22 protein-coding genes are annotated in these 22,112 nt (G+C 60.1%); 18 read left to right on the plus strand and 4 right to left on the minus strand.

Annotated elements, in window-relative coordinates:
* Nucleotides 1-29: 29 nt before the first annotated feature.
* A complete protein-coding gene (locus F3K02_RS04870; protein ID WP_177133890.1) occupies nt 30-1,136 on the plus strand; it encodes an NAD(P)/FAD-dependent oxidoreductase in 1,107 nt (368 codons plus the stop codon).
* An 18-nt stretch (nt 1,137-1,154) separates the two neighbouring features.
* Here F3K02_RS04870 and F3K02_RS04875 read toward each other — a convergent pair whose 3' ends face one another.
* Nucleotides 1,155-2,246 carry a quinone-dependent dihydroorotate dehydrogenase gene (locus tag F3K02_RS04875; RefSeq protein ID WP_177133892.1) on the minus strand — a complete coding sequence of 364 codons (1,092 nt, stop codon included), beginning with the start codon at nt 2,244-2,246 and terminating at the stop codon, nt 1,155-1,157.
* A gap of 41 nt (nt 2,247-2,287) precedes the next feature.
* Here F3K02_RS04875 and rpiA point away from each other — a divergent pair, with 41 nt between their 5' ends.
* On the plus strand, nt 2,288-2,959 hold the full coding sequence (gene rpiA / locus F3K02_RS04880; RefSeq protein ID WP_177133894.1) for a ribose-5-phosphate isomerase RpiA: 672 nt from the start codon (nt 2,288-2,290) through the stop codon (nt 2,957-2,959).
* 19 nt (nt 2,960-2,978) lie between these two features.
* On the opposite strand, the gene F3K02_RS04885 is transcribed toward rpiA, so the two are convergent.
* Genes F3K02_RS04885 through F3K02_RS04895 form a run of 3 tightly spaced genes read right to left on the minus strand, consistent with a single transcriptional unit; the run spans nt 2,979 to nt 6,334 of the window.
* Complete coding sequence (locus F3K02_RS04885) at nt 2,979-3,653, minus strand: glutaredoxin family protein (RefSeq protein WP_177133896.1); 675 nt, start codon at nt 3,651-3,653, stop codon at nt 2,979-2,981.
* Nucleotides 3,654-3,709: 56 nt separating this feature from the next.
* Nucleotides 3,710-5,803 carry a M3 family metallopeptidase gene (locus F3K02_RS04890; RefSeq protein ID WP_177133898.1) on the minus strand — a complete coding sequence of 698 codons (2,094 nt, stop codon included), beginning with the start codon at nt 5,801-5,803 and terminating at the stop codon, nt 3,710-3,712.
* A gap of 60 nt (nt 5,804-5,863) precedes the next feature.
* Entirely contained in the window at nt 5,864-6,334 is a 471-nt protein-coding gene (locus tag F3K02_RS04895; protein WP_177133900.1) for a YhbY family RNA-binding protein, read from the minus strand.
* 44 nt (nt 6,335-6,378) lie between these two features.
* On the opposite strand from F3K02_RS04895, the gene F3K02_RS04900 reads away from it, so the two are divergent.
* The 16 genes from F3K02_RS04900 (at nt 6,379) to F3K02_RS04975 (ending at nt 22,094) form a co-directional block, all read left to right on the plus strand.
* A complete protein-coding gene (locus tag F3K02_RS04900) occupies nt 6,379-7,056 on the plus strand; it encodes an RlmE family RNA methyltransferase (RefSeq protein WP_177133902.1) in 678 nt (225 codons plus the stop codon).
* 138 nt (nt 7,057-7,194) lie between these two features.
* Nucleotides 7,195-9,117 (plus strand): ATP-dependent zinc metalloprotease FtsH, encoded by a 1,923-nt coding sequence (ftsH, locus tag F3K02_RS04905; protein WP_177133904.1) that lies wholly within the window; start codon nt 7,195-7,197, stop codon nt 9,115-9,117.
* A gap of 69 nt (nt 9,118-9,186) precedes the next feature.
* Nucleotides 9,187-10,032: a dihydropteroate synthase gene (gene folP, locus F3K02_RS04910; RefSeq protein WP_177133905.1), complete on the plus strand. Its 846-nt coding sequence runs from the start codon at nt 9,187-9,189 to the stop codon at nt 10,030-10,032.
* 192 nt (nt 10,033-10,224) lie between these two features.
* Nucleotides 10,225-11,340: a lytic transglycosylase domain-containing protein gene (locus F3K02_RS04915; RefSeq protein WP_218179355.1), complete on the plus strand. Its 1,116-nt coding sequence runs from the start codon at nt 10,225-10,227 to the stop codon at nt 11,338-11,340.
* Between the two features lie 13 nt (nt 11,341-11,353).
* Entirely contained in the window at nt 11,354-11,719 is a 366-nt protein-coding gene (locus F3K02_RS04920) for a TrbC/VirB2 family protein (protein ID WP_218179356.1), read from the plus strand.
* 42 nt (nt 11,720-11,761) lie between these two features.
* The gene (locus tag F3K02_RS04925) at nt 11,762-12,082 is read left to right on the plus strand and encodes a VirB3 family type IV secretion system protein (RefSeq protein WP_177133907.1); all 321 of its coding nucleotides are present in this window, start codon (nt 11,762-11,764) and stop codon (nt 12,080-12,082) included.
* 52 nt (nt 12,083-12,134) lie between these two features.
* Nucleotides 12,135-14,606, plus strand: a complete 2,472-nt coding sequence (locus tag F3K02_RS04930) for a VirB4 family type IV secretion/conjugal transfer ATPase (RefSeq protein WP_177133909.1) — start codon at nt 12,135-12,137, stop codon at nt 14,604-14,606.
* A complete protein-coding gene (locus tag F3K02_RS04935) occupies nt 14,607-15,038 on the plus strand; it encodes a hypothetical protein (RefSeq protein WP_177133911.1) in 432 nt (143 codons plus the stop codon). It begins immediately after the preceding gene.
* 131 nt (nt 15,039-15,169) lie between these two features.
* Nucleotides 15,170-15,697, plus strand: a complete 528-nt coding sequence (locus F3K02_RS04940) for a hypothetical protein (protein ID WP_177133913.1) — start codon at nt 15,170-15,172, stop codon at nt 15,695-15,697.
* 307 nt (nt 15,698-16,004) lie between these two features.
* A complete protein-coding gene (locus F3K02_RS04945) occupies nt 16,005-16,370 on the plus strand; it encodes a hypothetical protein (RefSeq protein WP_177133915.1) in 366 nt (121 codons plus the stop codon).
* A 45-nt stretch (nt 16,371-16,415) separates the two neighbouring features.
* Nucleotides 16,416-17,090, plus strand: a complete 675-nt coding sequence (locus F3K02_RS04950; RefSeq protein WP_218179357.1) for a hypothetical protein — start codon at nt 16,416-16,418, stop codon at nt 17,088-17,090.
* Between the two features lie 55 nt (nt 17,091-17,145).
* The gene (locus F3K02_RS04955) at nt 17,146-18,744 is read left to right on the plus strand and encodes a TrbL/VirB6 family protein (protein WP_177133919.1); all 1,599 of its coding nucleotides are present in this window, start codon (nt 17,146-17,148) and stop codon (nt 18,742-18,744) included.
* 61 nt (nt 18,745-18,805) lie between these two features.
* Nucleotides 18,806-19,237, plus strand: a complete 432-nt coding sequence (locus F3K02_RS04960; RefSeq protein WP_210825216.1) for a TcpQ domain-containing protein — start codon at nt 18,806-18,808, stop codon at nt 19,235-19,237.
* Nucleotides 19,238-19,294: 57 nt separating this feature from the next.
* The gene (locus F3K02_RS04965; protein ID WP_177133923.1) at nt 19,295-20,191 is read left to right on the plus strand and encodes a VirB8 family type IV secretion system protein; all 897 of its coding nucleotides are present in this window, start codon (nt 19,295-19,297) and stop codon (nt 20,189-20,191) included.
* Entirely contained in the window at nt 20,188-20,997 is an 810-nt protein-coding gene (locus F3K02_RS04970) for a TrbG/VirB9 family P-type conjugative transfer protein (RefSeq protein ID WP_218179358.1), read from the plus strand. Before F3K02_RS04965 ends, F3K02_RS04970 begins: the two co-directional genes overlap by 4 nt.
* A complete protein-coding gene (locus F3K02_RS04975; protein ID WP_177133924.1) occupies nt 20,994-22,094 on the plus strand; it encodes a TrbI/VirB10 family protein in 1,101 nt (366 codons plus the stop codon). Before F3K02_RS04970 ends, F3K02_RS04975 begins: the two co-directional genes overlap by 4 nt.
* Nucleotides 22,095-22,112 lie beyond the last annotated feature (18 nt).

Here is a 22,112-nt window from a genome sequence, read left to right on the forward strand (position 1 = left end):
GAGTCGTGTCTTTGACAGGAGTTGGCGGCATGGAACAGGTGGATGTGGTGGTGATCGGCGCCGGCGTGGTCGGGTTGGCGGTGGCCCGTTCGCTGGCGCTGGCCGGGCGCGAGGTGATGGTGCTGGAGCGCGAGGCGACCATCGGCACCGGTACGAGTTCGCGCAACAGCGAAGTGATCCACGCCGGCATCTACTACCCCCAGGGTTCGCTCAAGGCGCGGCTGTGTGTGCGGGGCAGGGCGCTGCTGTACGCCTATTGTTCAGAACGCGGGATCGCTCACCGCCGGTGCGGCAAGCTGATCGTCGCCAACACGGCCTCGCAGGTGCGAGGCCTGCCGGGCATCCAGGCTCGCGCCGAAGCCAATGGTGTGCACGATTTGACGTGGCTCTCACGCACTGAGGCGCTGGCCCGGGAGCCTGCGCTCGAATGCCTCGCGGCTTTGCTCTCTCCGTCCACCGGCATTGTCGATAGCCACGTCCTGATGTTGAGCCTGCAGGGCGATCTGGAACACGCTGGCGGACTGGTGGCTTGTCACAGCGGTGTCGACCGCTTGCGGGTGATAGATGCCGGGATCGAGGTGCTGATGCAGGATGGCACCGTTTTGTTGGCGCGCAGCGTGGTCAATGCCGCTGGGCTGCATGCCTGTCAGATCGCGGGGTACACCCAGGGCCTGGACCCCGTGCACGCGCCCCGGGCCTGGTACGCCAAGGGCAGTTACTTCACCTTGAGCGGGCGCTCGCCATTCGCTCGCCTGATCTACCCCGCGCCCGATCCTGAGGCGCACCTGGCCGGGCTGGGTGTGCACCTGACACTCGATCTGGGCGGACAGGCCAAGTTCGGGCCGGATGTGCAGTGGACCGACGACCCGGATGACTTGGGCGTGAATCCGGCCAGCGCCGAGGGCTTTTACGCCGCGGTTCGCCAGTACTGGCCAGGATTGCCCGAACACGCTTTGTTGCCTGGCTACGCCGGCATGCGACCCAAGATCAGCGGCCCCCATGAACCCGCGGCCGATTTCCGCATTGACGGTCCCCCCGTGCACGGCGTGCCGGGATTGGTCAATCTGCTGGGCATCGAGTCTCCGGGCCTGACCAGTTGCCTGGCCATTGGCGAGCAGGTTGCGGCGCTGCTGTGAGCGCCGCTGCAATTCCATTCAATGGTGCGCTGGTACGGCGCTCCTGATCGCCTCGGCCGCTTCCCGCACGAGCGCCGGGCCTTTGTAGATCAGCCCGGTGTAGATCTGGACCACGTTGGCGCCCGACTGGATCTTGCTCACCGCATCCGCGCCGCTGAGGATGCCGCCCACACCGATGATGGGGAAACTCTTGCCCAGGCAGGCCCGCAGGCGCCGGATCACGCGGTTGCTGGCCGCCAGCACCGGCGCGCCCGAGAGCCCGCCCGTTTCGTTGGCGTGGGGCATGCCGGCCACCGCTTCGCGGCTGAGGGTCGTGTTGGTGGCGATCACGCCGAAGGCGTTGTTCGCCAGGCCTGTGCTGTCGGTGCCGTAACGCATCAAGGTGGTGGCAATCACCTCGATCTGCGTGTCATCCAGATCGGGCGCGATCTTGACGAAGATGGGAATGCGTCGACCTGTCTGCTGGGCGAGGGCTTCCCGGCGTTCTGCGACGGCGCCGAGCAGCGCGTCCAGCGCCTGGTCGCTCTGCAGGCTGCGCAGGTTCTGGGTGTTCGGGCTGGAGATGTTGACCGTGACGTAGTCGGCGTGGGGATACACACCTTCCAGGCAGGTCAGGTAATCATCGGTGGCGCGCTCGATCGGCGTGCTGGCGTTCTTTCCGATGTTCAGGCCCAGCAGCATCGGATGGGCGCCACCCTTGCTGCGAAAGCGCGCCCGCTGCACATTGGCGATGAAGGCGTCCAGGCCATCGTTGTTGAAACCCAAGCGGTTGATCAGGGCGCTGGCCTTGGGCAAACGGAACATGCGTGGCTTGGGGTTGCCGGGCTGCGCCTTGGGCGTGACCGTGCCCACTTCGACAAATCCGAAACCCATGGCAGCCAGGCCGTCGATGCAGGCGGCATTCTTGTCCAGCCCTGCCGCCAGACCGACCCGGTTGGGGAAGTTCAGGCCGGCCAGGGTGACCGGATCGTCGATCCGGGTTTCGCCATAGAGGCAGGTCAGTGGCGAGCGTTGCAGCTTCGCGATGCTGTGCAGCGTGAGTTCGTGGGCGGCTTCCGGGTCCAGGCCAAAGAGGAAGGGGCGTGCGACAGCGTAGGGCAGGAGGGACATTGGATAATGGGATGATTCTTCGTAACCGCTGATTGTCTCAAATGACCCAAGACGAACTCAAAGCCCTGGTGGGCCAGGCCGCCCTGCAATACGTGACCCCTGGTGACATCGTCGGTGTGGGCACCGGCTCCACGGTCAACAAGTTCATCGATGCGCTTGCCACCATGAAGGACCAGATCCCCGGCGCGGTGTCGAGTTCGGTAGCCTCCACGGCCCGGCTGAAAGCGCTGGGCATCCCGGTCTTCGAAGCCAATGAGGTGGCCGAACTGTCGGTCTACATCGATGGCGCCGACGAAATCGACGCGCAGGGTCACATGATCAAGGGCGGTGGCGCGGCGCTCACACGCGAGAAGATCGTGGCCGCCCAGTCACGCCGGTTCATCTGCATCGCCGACGAATCCAAGATGGTGAAGGCCTTGGGTGCTTTTCCGCTGCCGGTGGAGGTGATCCCGATGGCCACGGCCCGGCTGATCCGCCAGTTTGCCGCCCTCGGCGGCAAGGCTCACCTGCGGCTCAAGGACGGCGCTCCGCTGGTGACCGACAACGGTCAGCACATCCTGGATGTGACCGGCCTTCAGATCACCGATCCGCTGGCCTTCGAGAGCGAAGTGAACCAATGGCCAGGCGTGGTCACCGTGGGTGTGTTCGCCCACCAGAAGGCCAGCGTCTGCCTGCTGGGGACCAGCAGCGGCGTGAAGACGCTGACGTTCTGAGTCTCAGGGCCAGAACCGTTCAGAAACGGATGCCGGCCGGGTTCTCCGTTGGTGGTGTCACCGGCGTCTCGGCCGGTTGCACCGGCGGCCGGGCCGGAGCGGCATTCGGTCGCGCCGCTGCGGCCGCCTGCACGGGTTGCGTTGCCACCAACGCCGTTGCTGCAGGCCGACGGTAACCGGATGGCAGGACGGATTGCTTGGGGTAACCCGCGGCGTCCAGGTACTGCGTCCAATCGGCGTCCGAGAACCCTTTGATCTGTTGCCCGCCGATGCTGAGGAAGGGCAGCGAGGTTTCTCCACTCAGGCGCTTCAATGCAGCGGCGTCCTCGGCAGAGTTGACCGTTTTTTCAGTGAAGGGCACGCCGCGCGCGGTGAGCAGGTTGCGCCCGGTGTTGCAAGGCGCGCAATCGGTCGCGGTGTAGAGGGTGACCGGATAGCGGTTGACCACCTGGCGCAGTTCCAGCGGCAGCTGTGGGTTGGCGGCCGCTCCGGCGCTGGCGCCACCGACGACGGACGCCTTGCCGTTGGCCGGTGGTGGCTGGTCCGAATAGGTCACCTTGCCGTCGGGCCCCACGGTGCGGTACACGCCTTGGGCCGAGGCCCAGGGTGCGGCGAGCGCGCCGAACACGACGCCAGCCAACGCTGCACGCACCAGTGTGCGCTGCGTGGAAGTCTGGGAAAGGGTGATGCTCATGTCAAATCCTTTTGCCAAATACAAGTTTCGAACCACATTCAGGCGGGCATCTGCGCTCAGGCCATGCCTTGATGACGCAGCAGGGCGTCTATACCCGGCTCCCGTCCACGGAACGCCTTGAACGACGCCATGGCCGGGCGGCTGCCGCCAGCTTCCAGAATCGCCTCACGGTAGCGTCGGCCCGTTTCCACGTCCAGCGTGCTGCGCCCATTCTTCTGGGCCGCTTCCTCGAACGCGGCGTAGGCATCGGCCGACAGCACTTCGGCCCACTTGTAGCTGTAGTAACCGGCAGAGTACCCACCTGCAAAGATGTGGCTGAAGGTGTGGGGCGTGCGGCTGTAGGCGGGCGGTTCCAACACGGCGACTTCATCGCGCACCTGTTGCTGTAGCGCCAGGATGGCGTCGCCGTTGGTGACGGGCTCGGTCTGGCTGTGCAGCAGCATGTCGAACAGTGAAAACTCCACCTGGCGCAGCGTCTGCAGGCCGCTCTGGTAATTCTTGGCCGCGAGCATCTTGTCGAACAGGTCGCGAGGCAGCGGTTCGCCAGTGTCCACATGGGCCGTCATGTGCTTGAGCACGTCCCATTCCCAGCAGAAGTTCTCCATGAACTGGCTGGGCAACTCCACCGCGTCCCACTCAACACCGCTGATGCCTGAGACATCGCGCTCGTTCACCTGAGTCAACATGTGGTGCAGGCCGTGGCCGAACTCGTGGAAGAGGGTGATGACGTCGTCGTGCGTCAGCAGCGGCGGCTTTTTTTCGCCGTCGACTTCCACGCCTTCAGCGAAGTTGCAGACCAGGTGCGCCACCGGTGTCTGCAGTGCACCGGTGTCCGGGCGCAGCCAGCGGGCGCGCACATCGTCCATCCAGGCCCCGCCACGTTTGCCTGTGCGGGCGGCCGGGTCGAGGTAGAACTGACCCACTAGCTGGGCGCCGGCCGGCGAAGTGCGTTCGATGCGGTAGAACTCCACGCCAGGGTGCCAGACCGGTGCGGTGTCGCGGCGAATTGCCACTTCGAACAGCGTTTCAACGATCTGGAACAGCCCGGCGAGCACCTTGGGCGCTGTGAAATAGGGTTTGACTTCCTGCTCACTGAAGGCATAGCGCGCCTCCTTGAGTTTTTCACCGACGTAGGGCCAGTCCCAGGCTTGCGGGTCGGTCAGGCCAAGCTCGCTGGCGGCGAAAGCGCGCAGGTCCGCCAAGTCCTTGTCGGCATATGGGCGCGCCTTGCCAGCCAGATCGCGCAGGAACTGGATCACCTGTTCGGGCGATTCGGCCATCTTGGGCACCAGCGACACGTCGCCAAAGTGCCGGTAGCCCAGCAGCTGCGCTTCCTCATGGCGCAGGGCCAGCAGCTCAGCCATGATGGCGGTGTTGTCAAACTTCAGTGCCTCCGCGGCCGCCTGGTCGCTGGCCCGCGTGACGTAGGCCCGGTAGAGCTGTTCGCGCAGCGCGCTGCTGTGGGCGAACTGCATGACCGGCAAGTAGCAAGGCATCTTGAGGGTCAGCTTGTGACCCGTCTGGCCTTCGGCCTTGGCCGCTGCGGCCGTCGCCTGCTGCACATCGGCTGGAACGCCCGCCAGCTCTTCGGTGGACACGATCAGCGAGAACGCGTCGGTCGCGTCGAGCGCGTTTTCACTGAATTTTTGCCCCAGCTCGGCCTGGCGCTCCTGCAGCCAGGCAAAACGCTCCTTGGCTTCGCCCTGCAGCTCAGCACCACCCAGTACGAAGCTGCGCATGGCGTTTTTGTGCGCCTGCGTTTGCTCCGCGTTGAGGCTGGCAGGGTCCATGGCCTTGTACTTGGCGTAGAGGCGTTCGTCCGAGCCGAGCCGGGTCCAGAATTCAGTGACCTTGGGCAGGGCTTCGTTGTAAGCGGCGCGCAGCTCGGGCGTGTCGGCCACGCTGTTGAGGTGGCTGACGGCACCCCAGGCGCGCGAAAGGCGCTCGGTGGCCACGTCCAGCGCGCCGGCAATGGCGGCCCATTCAGCCGGGAACGTGTCCGCCGTGACCTGCTCCAGCGCGCGGTTGGCGTCGGTCAGCAAGACGTCCAGCGCCGGAGCCACCTGATCCGGCGTGATGGCGTCAAAACGCGGCAAATCGGAAAAATCCAGCAGGGGCAGGGTGGCGCCGGGCGCAGTTTGAAGGTTCATGCGGTTTCAGATGGTGCGCGACAGGGGAAGTTCAAGCCGCTGGTGGCCGGGAGCATCGGCTCACTGGGCGCTCTTCTTGATGCTCTTTTTCATGACCTTGGCGCGCTTGACCTGGCCGCCGGGTGTGAGGCGTTGGTTGCCCAGGACGCGCACCACCTTGACTTCGGGACGCTGACCGCCCCGCTTGCTGAACTTGAGCACCTTGACGTCGCGCGGTCCCGGCATGCGCTCTTCGTCCGTCGCTTTTTCTTTCTCCGGCATCGGGCGCCACAGCACCAGCAGTTTGCCGATGTGCTGGATCGGTGCGGCGTCGAGCTCGTCGGCCAGCGTCTTGAGCATGAGCTCTCGCGCGGCACGGTCGTCGTTGAACACGCGCACCTTGATCAGGCCATGGGCCTTCAGGGCGTTGTCGATTTCTTTTTTGACGGACGCGCTCAATCCATCGCCGCCAACGAGGACGACGGGATCGAGGTGATGGGCATCAGCGCGGTGGACTTTGCGCTGGGCGGGAGTGAGTGTGATCTGGGGCATGGGACAATTATCGTTTACACAGAACTGAAAAGACCTTTATGGGCATGAAAGTCAAGACCCAGAGCAAGAAGGTTAACAAGGCCTGGCTCAACCAGCACGTCAACGATCCTTATGTGAAGCTGGCGAAAAGAGACGGTTACCGCGCGCGGGCCGCCTACAAGCTCAAGGAAATTGACGAAACGCTGGGCCTGATTCATCCTGGGCACTGCGTGGTCGACTTGGGCTCCGCGCCCGGCGCTTGGAGCCAGTATGTGCGGCGCCGCCTGAGCCCGCAGGGCGCGGCGGTGGGCGAACTTCACGGTCAGATCATCGCGCTCGACATGTTGCCCATGGAAGCGGTGGAGGGTGTTCACTTCATCCTGGGCGACTTTCGCGAACCCGAGGTGCTGGCCGCGCTGGAGCAGTCGCTGATCGACCGGGGTGTGGCGGCTGTGGATGTGGTGGTTTCCGACATGGCACCGAATCTGTCGGGCATCGGATCGGCCGACGCAGCGCGCATCACCGACCTGATCGAACTCGCCGTGGATTTCAGCGTGCACCACCTGAAGCCCGACGGCGCGCTGGTGGTCAAACTCTTTCACGGCGGGGCCTATGACCTCGCGGTAGCGCTGTTTCGCCAGACCTTCCGCGTGGTCAAAGCCATCAAGCCCAAGGCTTCACGCGACAAATCTTCTGAAACCTTTCTGGTGGGCCTGGGTCTGAAACCTCAGGCACGGGTCTGAACACTTTGTGTCGCGCCAAACAAAAGCTAACCCTCTGATTGACATTGCCAAGTCATTTGCCAATGGCAGGTCTTCTTGAAAGACCTAAAATGGGTCCAATATGCGTGTTTACGACAATGTTCTAGCCAGGAGCTGCACTTGAACAACCAGTGGTTCTCGAAAATCGCCGTGTGGATGGTTATCGCCATGGTGCTTTTCACCGTCTTCAAGCAGTTTGACGGCCGCGCAGCGGCTGGCGCTGGCTACATCGGCTACTCCGAGTTTCTCGACGAGGTGAAGGCCCAGCGCATCAAGAGCGCCACCATCCAGGAAGGCCAGGGTGGCACCGAGATCGTGGCCGTGACCCAGGATGACCGGCGTATCCGCACCACGGCGACCTATCTGGACCGCGGCTTGGTGGGTGACCTGATCAACAACAACGTCAAGTTCGACGTGCGCCCGCGCGAAGAAGGCTCGCTGCTGATGACCCTGCTCGTGAGCTGGGGTCCGATGCTGCTGCTGATCGGCGTCTGGATCTACTTCATGCGCCAGATGCAGGGTGGCGGCAAAGGCGGTGCTTTCAGCTTCGGCAAGAGCAAGGCGCGCATGCTTGACGAGAACAACAACACCGTGACCTTCGCCGACGTGGCGGGTTGCGATGAGGCCAAGGAAGAAGTCAAGGAAGTCGTGGACTTTCTGAAGGATCCGGCCAAATTCCAGAAGCTGGGCGGTCGCATACCGCGCGGGTTGCTGCTGGTTGGCCCTCCAGGCACTGGCAAAACGCTGCTGGCCAAGGGCATCGCCGGCGAAGCCAAGGTGCCGTTCTTCAGCATTTCGGGCTCTGACTTCGTTGAAATGTTCGTCGGCGTGGGCGCGGCCCGCGTGCGCGACATGTTCGAAAACGCCAAGAAGAACGCACCCTGCATCATCTTCATCGACGAAATCGATGCCGTCGGCCGCCAGCGTGGCGCTGGTCTGGGTGGTGGCAACGACGAACGCGAGCAGACCCTGAACCAGATGCTGGTCGAGATGGACGGTTTCGAGACCAACCTGGGCGTGATCGTGGTGGCCGCCACCAACCGCCCAGACATCCTGGACGCCGCCTTGCTGCGCCCGGGTCGCTTCGACCGTCAGGTCTATGTGACGCTGCCCGACATCCGTGGCCGCGAGCAGATTCTCAATGTGCACATGCGCAAAGTACCGTTGGGTACCGACGTGAACCCGAGCGTGATCGCCCGGGGCACGCCCGGCATGAGCGGCGCCGATCTGGCCAACCTGTGCAACGAAGCCGCCCTGATGGCCGCGCGCCGCAACGCCCGCGTGGTCGAGATGCAGGACTTCGAAAAGGCCAAAGACAAGATCTTCATGGGCCCGGAGCGCAAGAGCATGGTGATGCCCGAGGAGGAGCGCCGCAACACGGCCTACCACGAGTCTGGCCACGCGCTGATCGGCAAACTGCTGCCCAAGTGCGATCCGGTGCACAAGGTCACCATCATTCCGCGCGGTCGCGCACTGGGTGTGACCATGAGCCTGCCCGCGCAAGACCGCTACAGCTACGACAAGGACTACATGCTGAACCAGATCAGCATGTTGTTCGGTGGCCGCATCGCCGAAGAAGTGTTCATGCACCAGATGACCACCGGCGCGTCCAACGACTTCGAACGCGCGACCACGATTGCACGTGACATGGTGATGCGCTACGGCATGACCGATGCACTCGGCCCCATGGTTTACGCTGAAAATGAAGGCGAAGTGTTTCTGGGCCGCTCAGTGACCAAGACCACTAACATGAGCGAGTCCACCATGCAGAAGGTCGACGCGGAGGTGCGCCGCATCATCGACCAGCAGTACAAGCTGGCGCGTGACCTGATCGAAGAAAACAGCGACAAGATGCATGCCATGGCGAAAGCCTTGTTGGAATGGGAAACCATTGATGCCGACCAGATTGATGACATCATGGCCGGCAAGCCTCCCCGTCCGCCCAAGGACTGGACGCCCCGTAACCCTTCCGTGGGTGGCGGCGGCAGTGGCAGCGGTGGCACACCGGCTGTGAACACCGATCCGGCGCCAACGGCGGCCTGATTCCGCAGGCTCTTACCTGCTTTCACCTGACGGGGCCTTTGGCCCCGTTGCTTTTTGCGGAGTCCACACATGCACTGGCAAACCTCCCGCTTCGACATCGACCTCAGCCAACCCAAGCTCATGGGTATCGTCAACGTCACGCCCGACTCATTTTCAGACGGTGGGCAGCATGCCGGCACCCGAGCTGCGCTGGCGCACTGCGAGCAGTTGCTGAAAGATGGGGCGCACATCCTCGACATCGGTGGCGAATCTACCCGTCCAGGCAGCCCGGCGGTGCCGCTGGACGAGGAGCTGGCGCGCGTGCTGCCTGTGGTTCGCGAAGCTGCCAAGCTTGGTGTGCCCTTGTCCGTGGACACCTACAAACCCGAGGTCATGCGGGCGGTCCTGGACGAAGGGGCCGACATCATCAACGACATTTGGGCGCTGCGTCAGGGTGATGCATTGCAGGTGGTTGCATCGCATCCCCGCTGTGGTGTGTGCCTGATGCACATGCACCGCGATCCGCAGACCATGCAGGTTGCTCCCATGCATGGGGACGTGGTGCCGTTGGTCTCCGAATTTTTGCGAGTTCGGGTGAGCGCCTTGCGCGCTCTGAATGTGGCTGCCGAGCGTATCGTTCTCGATCCCGGCATCGGGTTTGGCAAAACCGTCGAGCAGAACTTCAGCCTGCTCGCGCGCCAGCAGGAGTTGCTCGTCGCGGGCTATCCCCTGTTGGCGGGTTGGTCGCGCAAGTCCTCCCTGGGTGTCGTGACTGGGCGAGAGCTGCCTGCCGAACGCGTGTCGGCCAGCGTGGCGGCGGCCTTGTTGGCCGTGGACAGGGGGGGGCGTGTTGTGCGCGTGCACGATGTGCGGGAGACCGGCGATGTGTTGGCGGTGTGGGCTGCCATGCAGGCCTCAAAAACCCTGGCTTCCTGAACCTCGCCCGGGCTGCTGTTTACAATTTGAGACAACTAAGGTAGTCGTGATCTGCCTTGATGATCGGATTTTTATAATACACAAGTTACACTAACCAGCAATAAAACTGATTTCAGGAGGAAGCGGCCGCACCCTGGCGCTCGCTCTGGTCATCATTGCCGACACCTGTGCGGCGATGCACTGATCCAGGGCATGGTGCGTTTGCCGTTGATGGTTTCAATGCTGGATTGCCCCGATCTGTCGGTACCCCATGAAGTGATGCAGCACGTGGTTCACGTGGAGTCGTCACGCAATCCGTTCGCCATCGGCGTTGTGGGTGGGTATCTTGCAAGTCAACCCAAAAACCTTGAAGAGGCGCTGGCTGCGGTTCGCCAGCTGAAAGAAGAGGGCTACAACTTCTCGGTGGGTATTGCTCAGGTCAATCGCTACAACCTGGCGAAATACGGCTTGAATACCTACGCTGAAGCATTCGATGTTTGCTCGAACCTCCGGGCGGGTTCCCGCATCCTGCGCGAGTGCTACGACCGCGCCCAGGACTGGGGCAAGGCGTTCAGCTGTTACTACTCGGGCAACTTCGCCACCGGGTTTGAAACTGGTTACGTGCAGAAAATCTTTGCCTCCATGCGAAAGGTCCAGTTTGGCCTTGTGGCTCAAGCCCAACCAGTCCGGATCATTCCCTACAACAACAACCCGCGAAAGCCAGCCAGGGACGACAACCTGCCCCTGGGTGGCAGCGGCGCGTCAACCGCTGCCCCATCCAGGCAGGCCGTTGGGTATCCAGAACCGCACAACATCCGCAAATACCAGCCTTCGACGCCGTTGTCCGTGACGGCGGCGGCGCTGGCCAACGCACGGGCGCCCTCGCAACGGTTGCCAATCGACGGCACTGGCATCGAAACGGCAGAAAACCGGCCCGCAATACCTGTCCCCGGACCGGGCGCCGAAATGCCGGGAGCGGCAAAGCTTTCATCGGGTGGCCTGAGCAACATCCCCACGCAAGTGGTGGGTGTCAATGGCGACCCCTACCAGACACGCTTGCTGCTGCCCGCCAGCGCGAACTTGCCCGCAGAACAGCTTCCATTGCCCGACCTGAATGCTCTTGTGGCACCTGGTGCAGGAGGCACGCCCAAGCCACAAAAATTCACTGCAGCCAGGGCCATGGCCACCCGCAAAGGCGGCAGTTTGTTGCAGGCCACCGAGTCTTCAGGGAAGCCTGAAAACGCCGTTGACGGCCCTTCACGGGTCGGCGACGCCAGTCCTGGGTTGCAGAGCAAACCATCATCTTCCGACAAGTCTTTTGTTTTTTAATCAGGAGTAAACCGTGAATTGGCAATTTAACCAACAGGAAATCGAAAACAAAACAGTGCTTTCGCTGGTGTTTTTTTTCGTGCTGATGATGCTCTCCGTTGATGTGTATGCCCAGGCGGCTCCGGGTGGCACAGGTGGCTTTAAGGGGGCTTGTGACAACGTGGTGCTGTTTTTCCAGAATTTTGAAACCTTGTTGAAGGCTGTTTCGGTGTTGGTGGTTACGGTTGCGATTGTATTTGCCGGATATCAAATTGCGTTCGCTCACAAACGACTTTCCGATGTTGCCCCCGTTCTTATCGGCGGTCTTTTGATCGGTGGTGCAGCAGCTATCGCCGGTTGGTTTACCGCGGGGTGGACTGGTGGTGCGACTACTTGCTGATTTTTATCAGAGATTACCTCGGGCGAGAATTTTGGAGTCGATGTGCAAAAAGATGTCTTGTTCCGGGGATGTACCCGCCCAGCGATGATTTTGGGTGTCCCGTACATACCATTTCTCGTGGGTGCAGGATTACCGCTTTTGTTGGCCATGTATTTTTCGCTGTACATGTTGTTGTTGATTCCCTTCAGCATTTTCATCATGCGATTCATGACGAAAAAAGATGAAATGATTTTTCGTCTGATCGGGTTGAATCTGGCCTTTCGTTTTTTTCCGAAAAATCAACTGCAAAACGGTGGTGCCTGGGTATTTGGGCCGTCAAAGTATTCCAGGCATGCAAAAAAAGTGCGTGGCTACGAGGTCTGACGTGCTGTGGCAATCATGATCAAATTAATATGTAGTTGACCCCACCCCAGATATGTTTTCCCCTGACGCTGACTACAGCAATTTCATCCCTTTCAGTACCCATGTGGATACCCACGTGGTCAAGTCGCGAGAAGGTGACTACATGATCACCTGGCTCCTGAGCGGGTTTCCGTTCGTCGGGCGGGAGGACTGGGAGCTGGAGCACCGTCACAAGACGTTCAACAGTCTGTTGCAAAGCCTGCGCGCGCCGGATTTCGAGAACATTGCCTTCTGGGCGCACGACGTGCGTCGGCGCCGGCCGATCAAGGCCGAAGCCAGCTTCCCGCACCGGTTCAGTCAGGCACTTCACGAGAGCTACATGGAGCGCTTGTCCAGCAAACGCCTGATGCAGAACGAGCTGTATCTGACGATGATTTACCGTCCCGTGGTCAGTGGAAAGCGATTTGCGGCCATTTCCAGGGACGTGGAAGTCCTGCGCCGCGAGGAAAAGGCCTATCTCGAAAAAATCTACGAACTGGTTGGCAATGTTGAGGCACTTCTGCAGGATTATTCACCGTATCGGCTGGGCTTGTACGAAAGCATCCACAAACAGGTGTTCTCCGAAAACCTGGAATTTTTCAGTTATCTGGTAAACCACGTCGATGAGCCGGTACCCGTGTTGCCCGCACCGATCTACGACTATTTGCCGACGAGCAAACACATGTTTTCAACGGGCAGTGGCGATTTTGCAATCCGCACGGCCAACGGTGACAACTTCTATGGTGCAATTCTCAACATCAAGGAATATGCAGACAGCTCTTGGCCGGGCATTCTGAATGGCCTGAAGTATCTGGAGTTTGAATACATCGTCACGCACTCCTTCACGCCCATGAGCCGTTACGCCTCCATGAAGGCGCTTGAACGGACCAAGGGCGCCATGTTGTCTTCCGAGGATAAAGCAGTCAGTCAGATTGTGGAGCTGGATTTCGCGATGGATCAACTGGCTTCCGGGAACTTTGTCTTGGGGCAATACCATTTCAACATGGCTGTCTTCGCATCGGGCCAAGAGGAGTTGTACAACAACATTTCTCAAGCGCGGGCTCAGTTGTCGGGCGCGAGCTTTGTGACAGTGAAGGAAGATGTGGCGATTCCCGCTGCTTTTTATGCACAGCTGCCTTGTAACTGGCGCTTTCGACCGCGAATTGCGAACCTGAGTTCGCTCAATTTCCTGGGCTTGTGTCCATTGCACAACTTTGCCACCGGGAAACCCCATTTCAACCCTTGGGGTCCATCCGTCAGCATTTTGCAAACGCTGAACAATCAGGCTTACCATTTCAATTTTCACGCCACCAAGCCTCACGAATACTCGCTCGGCGAAAAGGCCATCGCCAACACGATGGTCATTGGCAAGTCTGGCACTGGCAAGACCGCGCTCATCAATTTCCTGCTCGCGCAGGTGCAGAAAATCCAGCCCGAGCCCACGATATTTTTCTTTGACAAGGATCGTGGTGCCGAGATCTTTATACGGGCTTGCGGAGGCCGCTACTTCACGCTCGAAAAAGGGCGCCCGACCGGATTCAACCCCCTGCAATGCGAGAACACGCCGGAGAACGAACAGTTCCTGGTCGAACTGGTGCAGACCTTGTGTGGAAAGGACAAGTACTCACCGTCCGAGCAGGAAGACCTGATCCGCGCCGTGCGTGCCATTCTCGATACACCACTGCATTTGCGAACCATGACCAATCTGCAGAAGAGCCTGCCCAACATGGGGGAGAACAGCCTCTTCGAATGCATCTCGGTCTGGTGCAAAGGCGGCCCGGCGGCCTGGGTGTTTGACAATCCCAGGGACAACATCGATTTCTCGGGCTCCAACATCATTGGTTTCGACTACACCGAGATCATCGAAGACGGTAAAACCCGCGAACCCATCATCCAGTATCTGCTCCACCGCATGGAGAGCCTGATCGATGGTCGGCCGTTCATCTACGTGATGGACGAGTTCTGGAAAGTGCTCGAAGGCAAGGGCGGGTTGAAGGACTTTGCCAAGAACAAACAAAAGACCATTCGCAAACAGAACGGCCTGGGCATCTTTGCGACCCAAAGTCCGCAGGACGCCCTGAACAGCGACATCTCCGCCGCATTGATCGAGCAGACCGCGACGCTCATCCTTCTACCCAACCCCAATGCGGACGCCAAGGACTACCTCGAAGGTCTCAAACTGACGCAGGCCGAGTTTGAGCTGGTGGTTGGGCTGGACGAGCGCAGCCGTTGCTTCCTGGTCAAACAAGGCCACAACGCCGTGTTGTGCCAGCTCAATCTGAATGGCATGGACGACGAATTGGCGGTGTTGTCCGGTTCGAGCGACAACGTTGAAATCCTCAGCGAACTGCTGAGTGAGCACCCGACACCCAACCAACCCGATACCTGGTTGCCAGAGTTCCACGCGCGGCGCAAAGGGCTGCGAACCCACCGCAAGGCTGCCATGGTGTCCAGCAATGAGTTCCTGCGGCATGCACCGACGGAATCGGTTCGGTACGAAGTCTGAATGCGGACGATATACAGGGAATCTCGAATGAAAACAAAACGGTGGATCTTGATTTTGGCCCTGTTGATGGCGGTGCCGTCGGCCTTTGCTGCTGCGGGTCAGTCCGAGTGCGGTGGGCTGGCGCCGGCCGGAACGGGCACGGGCAACGCCTATTTCAACGACGACCTGCCGGCTGGACAGGACGTGTTTTCCTTTTGCGCCTTTGGCTACCCTCCGCATTGCTGGGTGGGTGTCAATCCGATCGCGGGAACCTGGAAGATCGTCAGCAACTATTGCTTCAACCCCAAGTGGACCAGCACGTACGAAGAGGTTTGCCCCCATGGCCTCAAGCCCGGCACCTGGAAAAGCCCCGGGAAGATGCCTTTTGACACCAAAGGAGCACCCGGCAGCCCAGACGGGCTGAAGGAATGCCAGCACCTCATGGAGGAGTGATCCGGCATACCCCCCGTCGTTGGCAACGTATTGGGGGGCAAACATATTTCCAGATTGTAAAAAAATAGATTTCAGAAGCAACCCAGGGAGGGTCCATGCGTTTCTCTTATTCTGCCCGTCAATGGGCACCGTTGTTCGCCAGTGTGGTGCTGGCGTTGGCAAGTTCAAACGGCTTTGCCGGTCTGCCGGATCCGTCCAGCACACCCAAACCCGGGCAAATGCCCGAAGCCCCGGAGCCGCCAGAGCTGACGGAGCTGACGGAGCTGCCTGAAAGCGCTGAGCTGAAAATGCCCAAGCCCGGCCACGCCGCCGTGCCCCAGGTTTCCTGTGTGCAAAAGGGCAACATGGACATCACCCGTCCGTCATTGCCCTTGCTGAGTTGCTGGGAAAGCGCTGCCTCGGAGGGGGAAAGTGCTTCCGAGCTTCAAAAAGCCTGCCTGGTTCAAATGACCCCGATGAAGGTCGACTCCGCCCTGGTGCCCAAGTGCCCGTCCAAGGCGCTGGGGGTTTGCACCGGTGCCCGAAGTGGCAAGGGAAGCTTGAGCAACCACTACCACTACACACCGCAACCGTTGTCTGAATGGCGCAAGTCCAAGAAGAACTGCGAAAGAGCCGGCGGCGAATGGCATGGCTTGGGCAACCCGACTTCCTGGTTCTGAGACGTCAGGCGGCGCTGGGTGATCGGCAGCGGAACGCGGCATCACCGACTGTGGGCGTCGGCTGCACCGCCAGACCGCAGCGCGCCAAGCGTCTTAGTGCTCTGTACCTAAGAGTCGTTGGGTATAGGTTAAAAACTGAGAACAATCCATTGTCAGATCTGACAGTTGATAAGTCTTTTGGATACAAATATTGACTATGCTTATCCGGTTTCCAGGCGAGGCAAGCATATACGAAGCACACCGTGCTACGAGCTTGGCCATTCATCAATGTTGCGCTCCGCGCGAACCCTAAGGCAGGAAGAAAACCATGAAACACATTTCCCAAGATTCCTTCATTTTGTTGAACCGCCGACGGGTGCTGGAGCGGTTTGCGTTGGGCGGCACGGCTGCTTTGGCGTTGGCGGCTTGTGGCGGGGGGGGCGGTGGTGACGATTCGGAAGGCATTGACCTCCGGGCGGCCTACGACAGGGTCGTCGAGGGGATGACCAGGGCCCAGGTCGTCCGCGCGGTTGGAAGAGAACCCAATTCAGTCAGCTCTGATGAAACGCTGTATTGGAGTGAAAATGGGCAGCAGCTTGACGTGGATATCAACGATACGACTGGAATGACATATTGGGTGCGTTGGGACAGGTTGACTATGCCAATTGCAACGCTGAGAAAAGACTTTGACTGATGCAGGTATGAGTTGTTTTAAAGGGGGTTTGTGATGAGGCATTTGATGGTGCTCTTGGTTTTCTTGGCTCCGAGCTTTTCTATGGCTCAATGGGCTGTTTATGACGAAGCTGTGCTTCAGGAAATAAAAAGAATAAATGAAGTGAAAAAGCTGGGAAATGGCCATGACAAACTCGACGGAGATTTCAAAGGTGCCATCTCCAGTTCGTCTTCCGGCCAAGATTTCACTCTGGGTACCGGCTCCAACCAAGCCATCTTGAAAGGGCTGGACACCAAATTTGAAACCATCACTGTGGACAATGCAGACAAGTACATTGGCACCGAGCAGGACTGCGGCTCCAATGATGCAAAGTTTCTCAAGCATTACAACGCTTGCGTGGGCTTGAGAAATCTGCGCTTGCAAACTCTCAAACAAAGTCAGGACATGCTCAAAGTGTTGAACAAGCGACGAGAGCAGATTGTGAAACTCGTGGATTCGTCTCGAAATGATGTTAGTGACAAATCAGGTCAAATGCAGCGTTACCACTTCGAGCTGCAGGCACAACAATCGCTGCTGCAGACCGACGCGATGCAATTGCAGGTGTTGATGGACGGCTACAAGCAGCGGGAAAAGACCTACGAAATGCAGATGGTCGAGGCCAAGCGCGAGCGGGACACAGGCCGGTTCGATGCAGGCAAAGGGGCGCTGCGCAAGCCCTCTGTGCCGTTCGTCATGCCTTGATGTCGTCTGAGCGAACAGCCATGACATTGAAATTGTTTTTTGCTGGAGGTTTCTGATGCCTGCTTGTTCCGCTGCGGGGGTGTTGGCTGCCGGAGCCACGTTTGGGCTGGGCGGCATCACCGGGGCCAGCGCGGATTTGTTGACAGTGCTCAATGATGCGTTTTTCTATTGCTCGGTGCGCGAGTACATCATGGACGACATCATCCAGGGTCCGTACAGGGAGCTGGTCGCACAAAAGCTTGCGATGGCGCTGGGGGTGATGTCCACCGTGATCATGACCATCTGGGTCTCTTTTCAGGGGTTTCAGATCATCTCGGGTGCGAATCGAAACCCCATCGTGCCGCTGTTCATGCAGACGGGCAAGATGGTCTTGATCTTGTCGCTGGTGGGCCTTGTCGCCGCGAATTCGCCAGTGATCGTGGATTGGGTGGGTGATTTCAAAAACCTGATCTCACAAGCCGTGGCCAACGGTACCGACATCACGACGCTCGTAGACCTAAATCTGGGCATCACCTCGCTGCTCAACTCCATCACCGAGTCGATGAAGGTCATTGACAACGGGAAGGATCCGAATGCCATCACAACGACCGTGGGCTTGATCGGACAAAGTGGTCCGGCGATGCTGGTGGCGGTGTTGTTGATGTTGACCGAACTGTCGGTCACATTGGCCATCATGTTGGCGCCGATGTTCATCTTCTTCCTGCTGTTTCAGCAGACCTCGGCACTGTTTTGGTCTTGGGCCAAGTTCATTCTGGGCGCCCTGTTCTCGATGGCAACGCTGACCCTGATTGGTGCGCTGGTTTTGAAAGCAACGGCCATTTACGGGGGGGCGGTGGTTCTGGCTTATTACGGCGGCATCTTGAGCGGAACTGGCTTGTTCGATATTTCAGGGAGCTCGTTGCGATTGGCGGCTCTCGGAACGTTGATGTCGGCCATCATCATGGCGATCCCCCACACCATCATGCAGTTTTTCGGCGCTGGCGCTGGCTTTGCGGCCGGGGCGTTCGGGTTTGCAGGGGCCGGTGCTGTGGCGGGGAGTTTGGGTGCCGCCAAGGGACTGGGCGCTGGAACCGGCGTTGTCGCATTGGGCCAAAACCAGTCGCAAAACAGCGGGGCCGGCGGACAAGCAGGTATTGCTGGGGGACAGCCCAATCAAGCGCCGGGTCTGATCGGTGGTTCCCAGTCGCTCACTCAATCGGGATACAGCGGCTCCAGCAATGGGGGCGTTTACAGCGCGCAAACGGCCATTGCGCGCCTCAACTCGGAGGCTGGCTCCCCAAGCGATGAGTCCACGGGGTCTCAGAACTTGTCTGGATCGAGAGGGTTGTTGGCCAATGACAGGGGGTCCACTGGCTTTCAGTCTGCTCGCCAAAACCAGTATGCGATGGAGCAGTCGGGCGAGCTGCGTCGCGACGAGTCGATGGGCAACCCGCCAACCGGAAGCCCTGCGGGCCGCAATGCGCAAGAAGTGACCTTGGATGAAAAGCGGGGTGTCTATACAACGCTTGGCACCGACGCGGCACTCGCTGGCAGTGCGGGCCGTGGTGGCGATCTTCGTGTATCCGGATCAGACACAGATGTCCATGACGCAAATAAGGTGCCCTTGGCCAGAAATGAAGCGCACCCCGCGCGTCCGCCTCTTCGCTACCGCTGATATGGCATTTCAAGAGTCACTTGATGTCGGGAAATTGCGTTTTTTAATCCGTAAATACAACATGACCAAGACGAAAACAATGAAAACCAGGGATCGAATGGCTCGCGCGGCGGCAGGCGTGCTCGTGCTGGGCCTCCTCCAGGCGTGTGCCGTGCCCAAGGCCATCGACATCGCCGACAACTGGAAACCAGTCAACACGCTTGCTTCGGTGCCCCAGGAAATTCCGCTCAAGGAAGAAGCGGAGCTCATCAAATTCCAGATGCTGCCGACCGACGCGACCTTGCGCAACATGCTGGAGCGATGGGCAAAGGAGTACGGCGGTGCGCTGGACTGGCAGTACCCGAGCGACCTGACGTTGGTGAGTGGACTGGAATCCATCAAGGACAACAACCTTCAGCGTGCGCTCAACACGGTGCGCCGCAACTACGCGGCCCAGAAGCTGCGCATCCAGGTGTCGGCCAACAAGGCTGTGCTGGTGACCCGGATGCCTTGAACGGGCGGTCGGGATCGGGTTTGACAGGTATGGATCAACAAGGGTTTCAGGGCTGATATGGCATTGTTCAAGCGGGAGCTCTCCGAGGCTTCTCAGGTGATTCTCAAGAAGTCGATGGACTTTGAATCGAACGTGATTTCCATGGTCAAGCGCAGTGAGCGTCGGGCATGGATCGTGGCGATGGGTTCGATGGCGTTGACGGTCCTGATGGCGGGTGGCATTGCCTACATGCTGCCACTCAAGGAAAAGGTCCCGTACCTGGTGACAGTGGACTTGAAGCGCAGCACCAGCACGATTTCGCCGCTGCGCGACAACGTGGCCGCGACGGGCATTTACGCCAGCGAGGCGCTGAACCGCAGCCATGTGGCGCGGTTTGTGCAGGCCCGAGAGGGGTACGACTACGACACGATCAATGAGCACGACTGGGAGTACGTGGCGGCGATGTCGAACGATCAGGTCAAGGGCCTGTTTGTGAAGCAGTTCGATGGGACGAACAACAGCCCTGAGAAGCGATGGGGGCGCAACACGGCGATCCGGGTCAAGGTCAACAGCATCGTGTTCAACGGCCTGGACGAGGAGCGTGGTGCGCGGCCGACGGGTGCGACGGTGCGCTTCGAAAAGTGGAAGTTTGACAAGACCACGGGCAAGAGCGACTACCTGAGCAGCCACGTCGGGACGCTGCGCTACGAGTACAAGACCAACCTCAAGATGAGCGACAACCTGCGCCTGCGCAACCCCTTGGGGTTCCAGGTGACGGCGTTCAGGGTGGATGACGAGTTCAACGCTCCGGTGTTCAAGTCGGCGAACCAGGATATGGGCGTTCCGCTGCTGAACGAAGAGGAGGGTGTGACGCACCATGGATCGGATGGGGCGCAGACGGAGTCGGCTCCGGCCGCCCCCGCGCAGCAGCCGAGTTTGCCCGGTGCGCCGGCCACGCCGACGCAGGGGCAATGATGTTTTCTGAATCAACCGAACTTTCCGGAACAGACAGGGGTGGCTTCACAATGACAAAAAAAATATCGCGAATTCTGGCCCAGTGGGCCTTGTTGGCAGGGGCTGGCATGGTTTCGCACAGCGCGGCTCAGGCGCAGGAGGTGCGCGAAGTGCCTTACCTGCCCGATCAGGTGACCCGGGTGAACACGGCACTGGGCATTGCCACCCAGATCGAGATCAGCCCGCAAGAACAGATCAAGGACTTCGGAACGGGCTTCAGCGATGGCTGGGAACTTGTGCGGCGCGACAACATCTTCTACATCCGCCCGAAGAACGTGGATGTGGACACCAACATGTACATCCGCACCAACATGCGCTCGTACCTGCTGGATCTGAAGGTGTCGTCATCCAAGTGGAAGACGCTGGAGGAGGCGAAGAGCGCCGGCGTGTTCTACAAGGTCCGCTTCGTTTATGGCAGCGAAGCGCCGGACAGGGCCAGTGCCCTGGCGGCGGCCAATGCCGTGCTGTCGCCGACCGCTGGCGCGCTGAATTCCCAAGGCAACTACCACCTGAACTACGACTACTCGACGGTCAACGAGGCATCGACCATCGTCCCGACGCGGGTGTATGACAACCAGCAGTTCACCTACATCCACCTGCCGCCGATGGCGAACTTCCCGGCGGTGTTTGGGCGCAACGAGCGCCTTGGCGAGGAGTTTCTGGTCAACACCAAGAGCGAGAAAAACGTGATGGTGGTGCTGGGTGTCTACCCGTTTCTGGTGATGCGGTTGGGCAATGACGTGGTGGGACTCAGGAGGAACAAATGAAGATGCAATTTCCCAATGCCAACGGTGGCGGCCAAGGCCCCGTGCTGTCGGACAACATGCCCAAGCTGTCTGCGGGTCTGACCCGCGGCGTGAACAAGACGGCGGTGGCCTACATCGTCCTGGTGTCGCTGGCGACCATCGGCATGACGCTGTGGGTGGCGAGCAATGCGTTCTCGGCCGATGACGACAAGAAAAAGCAGATCACTTACGAAGAGGTGACCGTTCCCGAGAAGCCATTGCTCAAGCTGCCGCCGCCGGCGCCGCCGGCGCCGCCGGTTGATGTGGTCGCCAGGGCCAATGTGCCGCCGATGCCGCTCGCCATGCCGCAAACGGGCGAAGGCGCGGCGCCGGTCAAGGACGATTTGATGCAGCGGCGCATGGCCAGTGAGAACAACCTGGTGGCTGCGTCTGAAAAAGGCAAGAAGAACCCGCTGTTCGAAGACGAGTTTTCGGCGGTGAAGCGGGGTGCGGTGGAGGTCTTGGCCAATGCCGATTTCACGCTGACGCGCGGAACCTTCATCCGTTGTTCGCTTGAAACCAAGGTGGTGTCGACCCTGCCGGGCATGACGTCCTGCATCGTGACCGAGCCGATCTACTCGATGAACGGCAGCCGCTTGCTGATCGACAAAGGATCGAAGGTCACGGGTGAGTACAAGTACGCCGATGAAAACTACGATCGGGTGGGCATCCTCTGGACCCGCGTGCTGACCACCACCGGTCTGGATGTGCGGATCGACAGCGCGGGCACCGACGCACTGGGTGGCGCGGGCATCCCGGGTCACTACGACGGTCACTGGGGTGAGCGCATAGGTGCGGCTTTGCTGGTCAGTCTCCTCGCGGACGGTATCGATGCCGGTGCGCAGAAGTTCGCCAACGAGAACGACATTCGCGGACGGCAGACCACGACCTACGCAGGCGGGGCGATCCAGGAGCGCATCGATCCCTGGGAATCTGCAACAGCCACCACCGCGAAGAAGGCCGCCAACGACATGCTCGCCCGTTCGGCGAACCGCAAGGCGACGGTGACGGTGCTCAACGGCACGGTGATCAACATTTTCGCAGCACGCGATGTCGACTTCTCCAGCGTGATGCGCTGATCTCAGCGGCTTCCCTGT

Origin of the sequence: Hydrogenophaga aromaticivorans (genome assembly GCF_013387465.1) — a bacterium.
In the GTDB taxonomy this organism is placed as follows: domain Bacteria; phylum Pseudomonadota; class Gammaproteobacteria; order Burkholderiales; family Burkholderiaceae_C; genus Hydrogenophaga; species Hydrogenophaga aromaticivorans.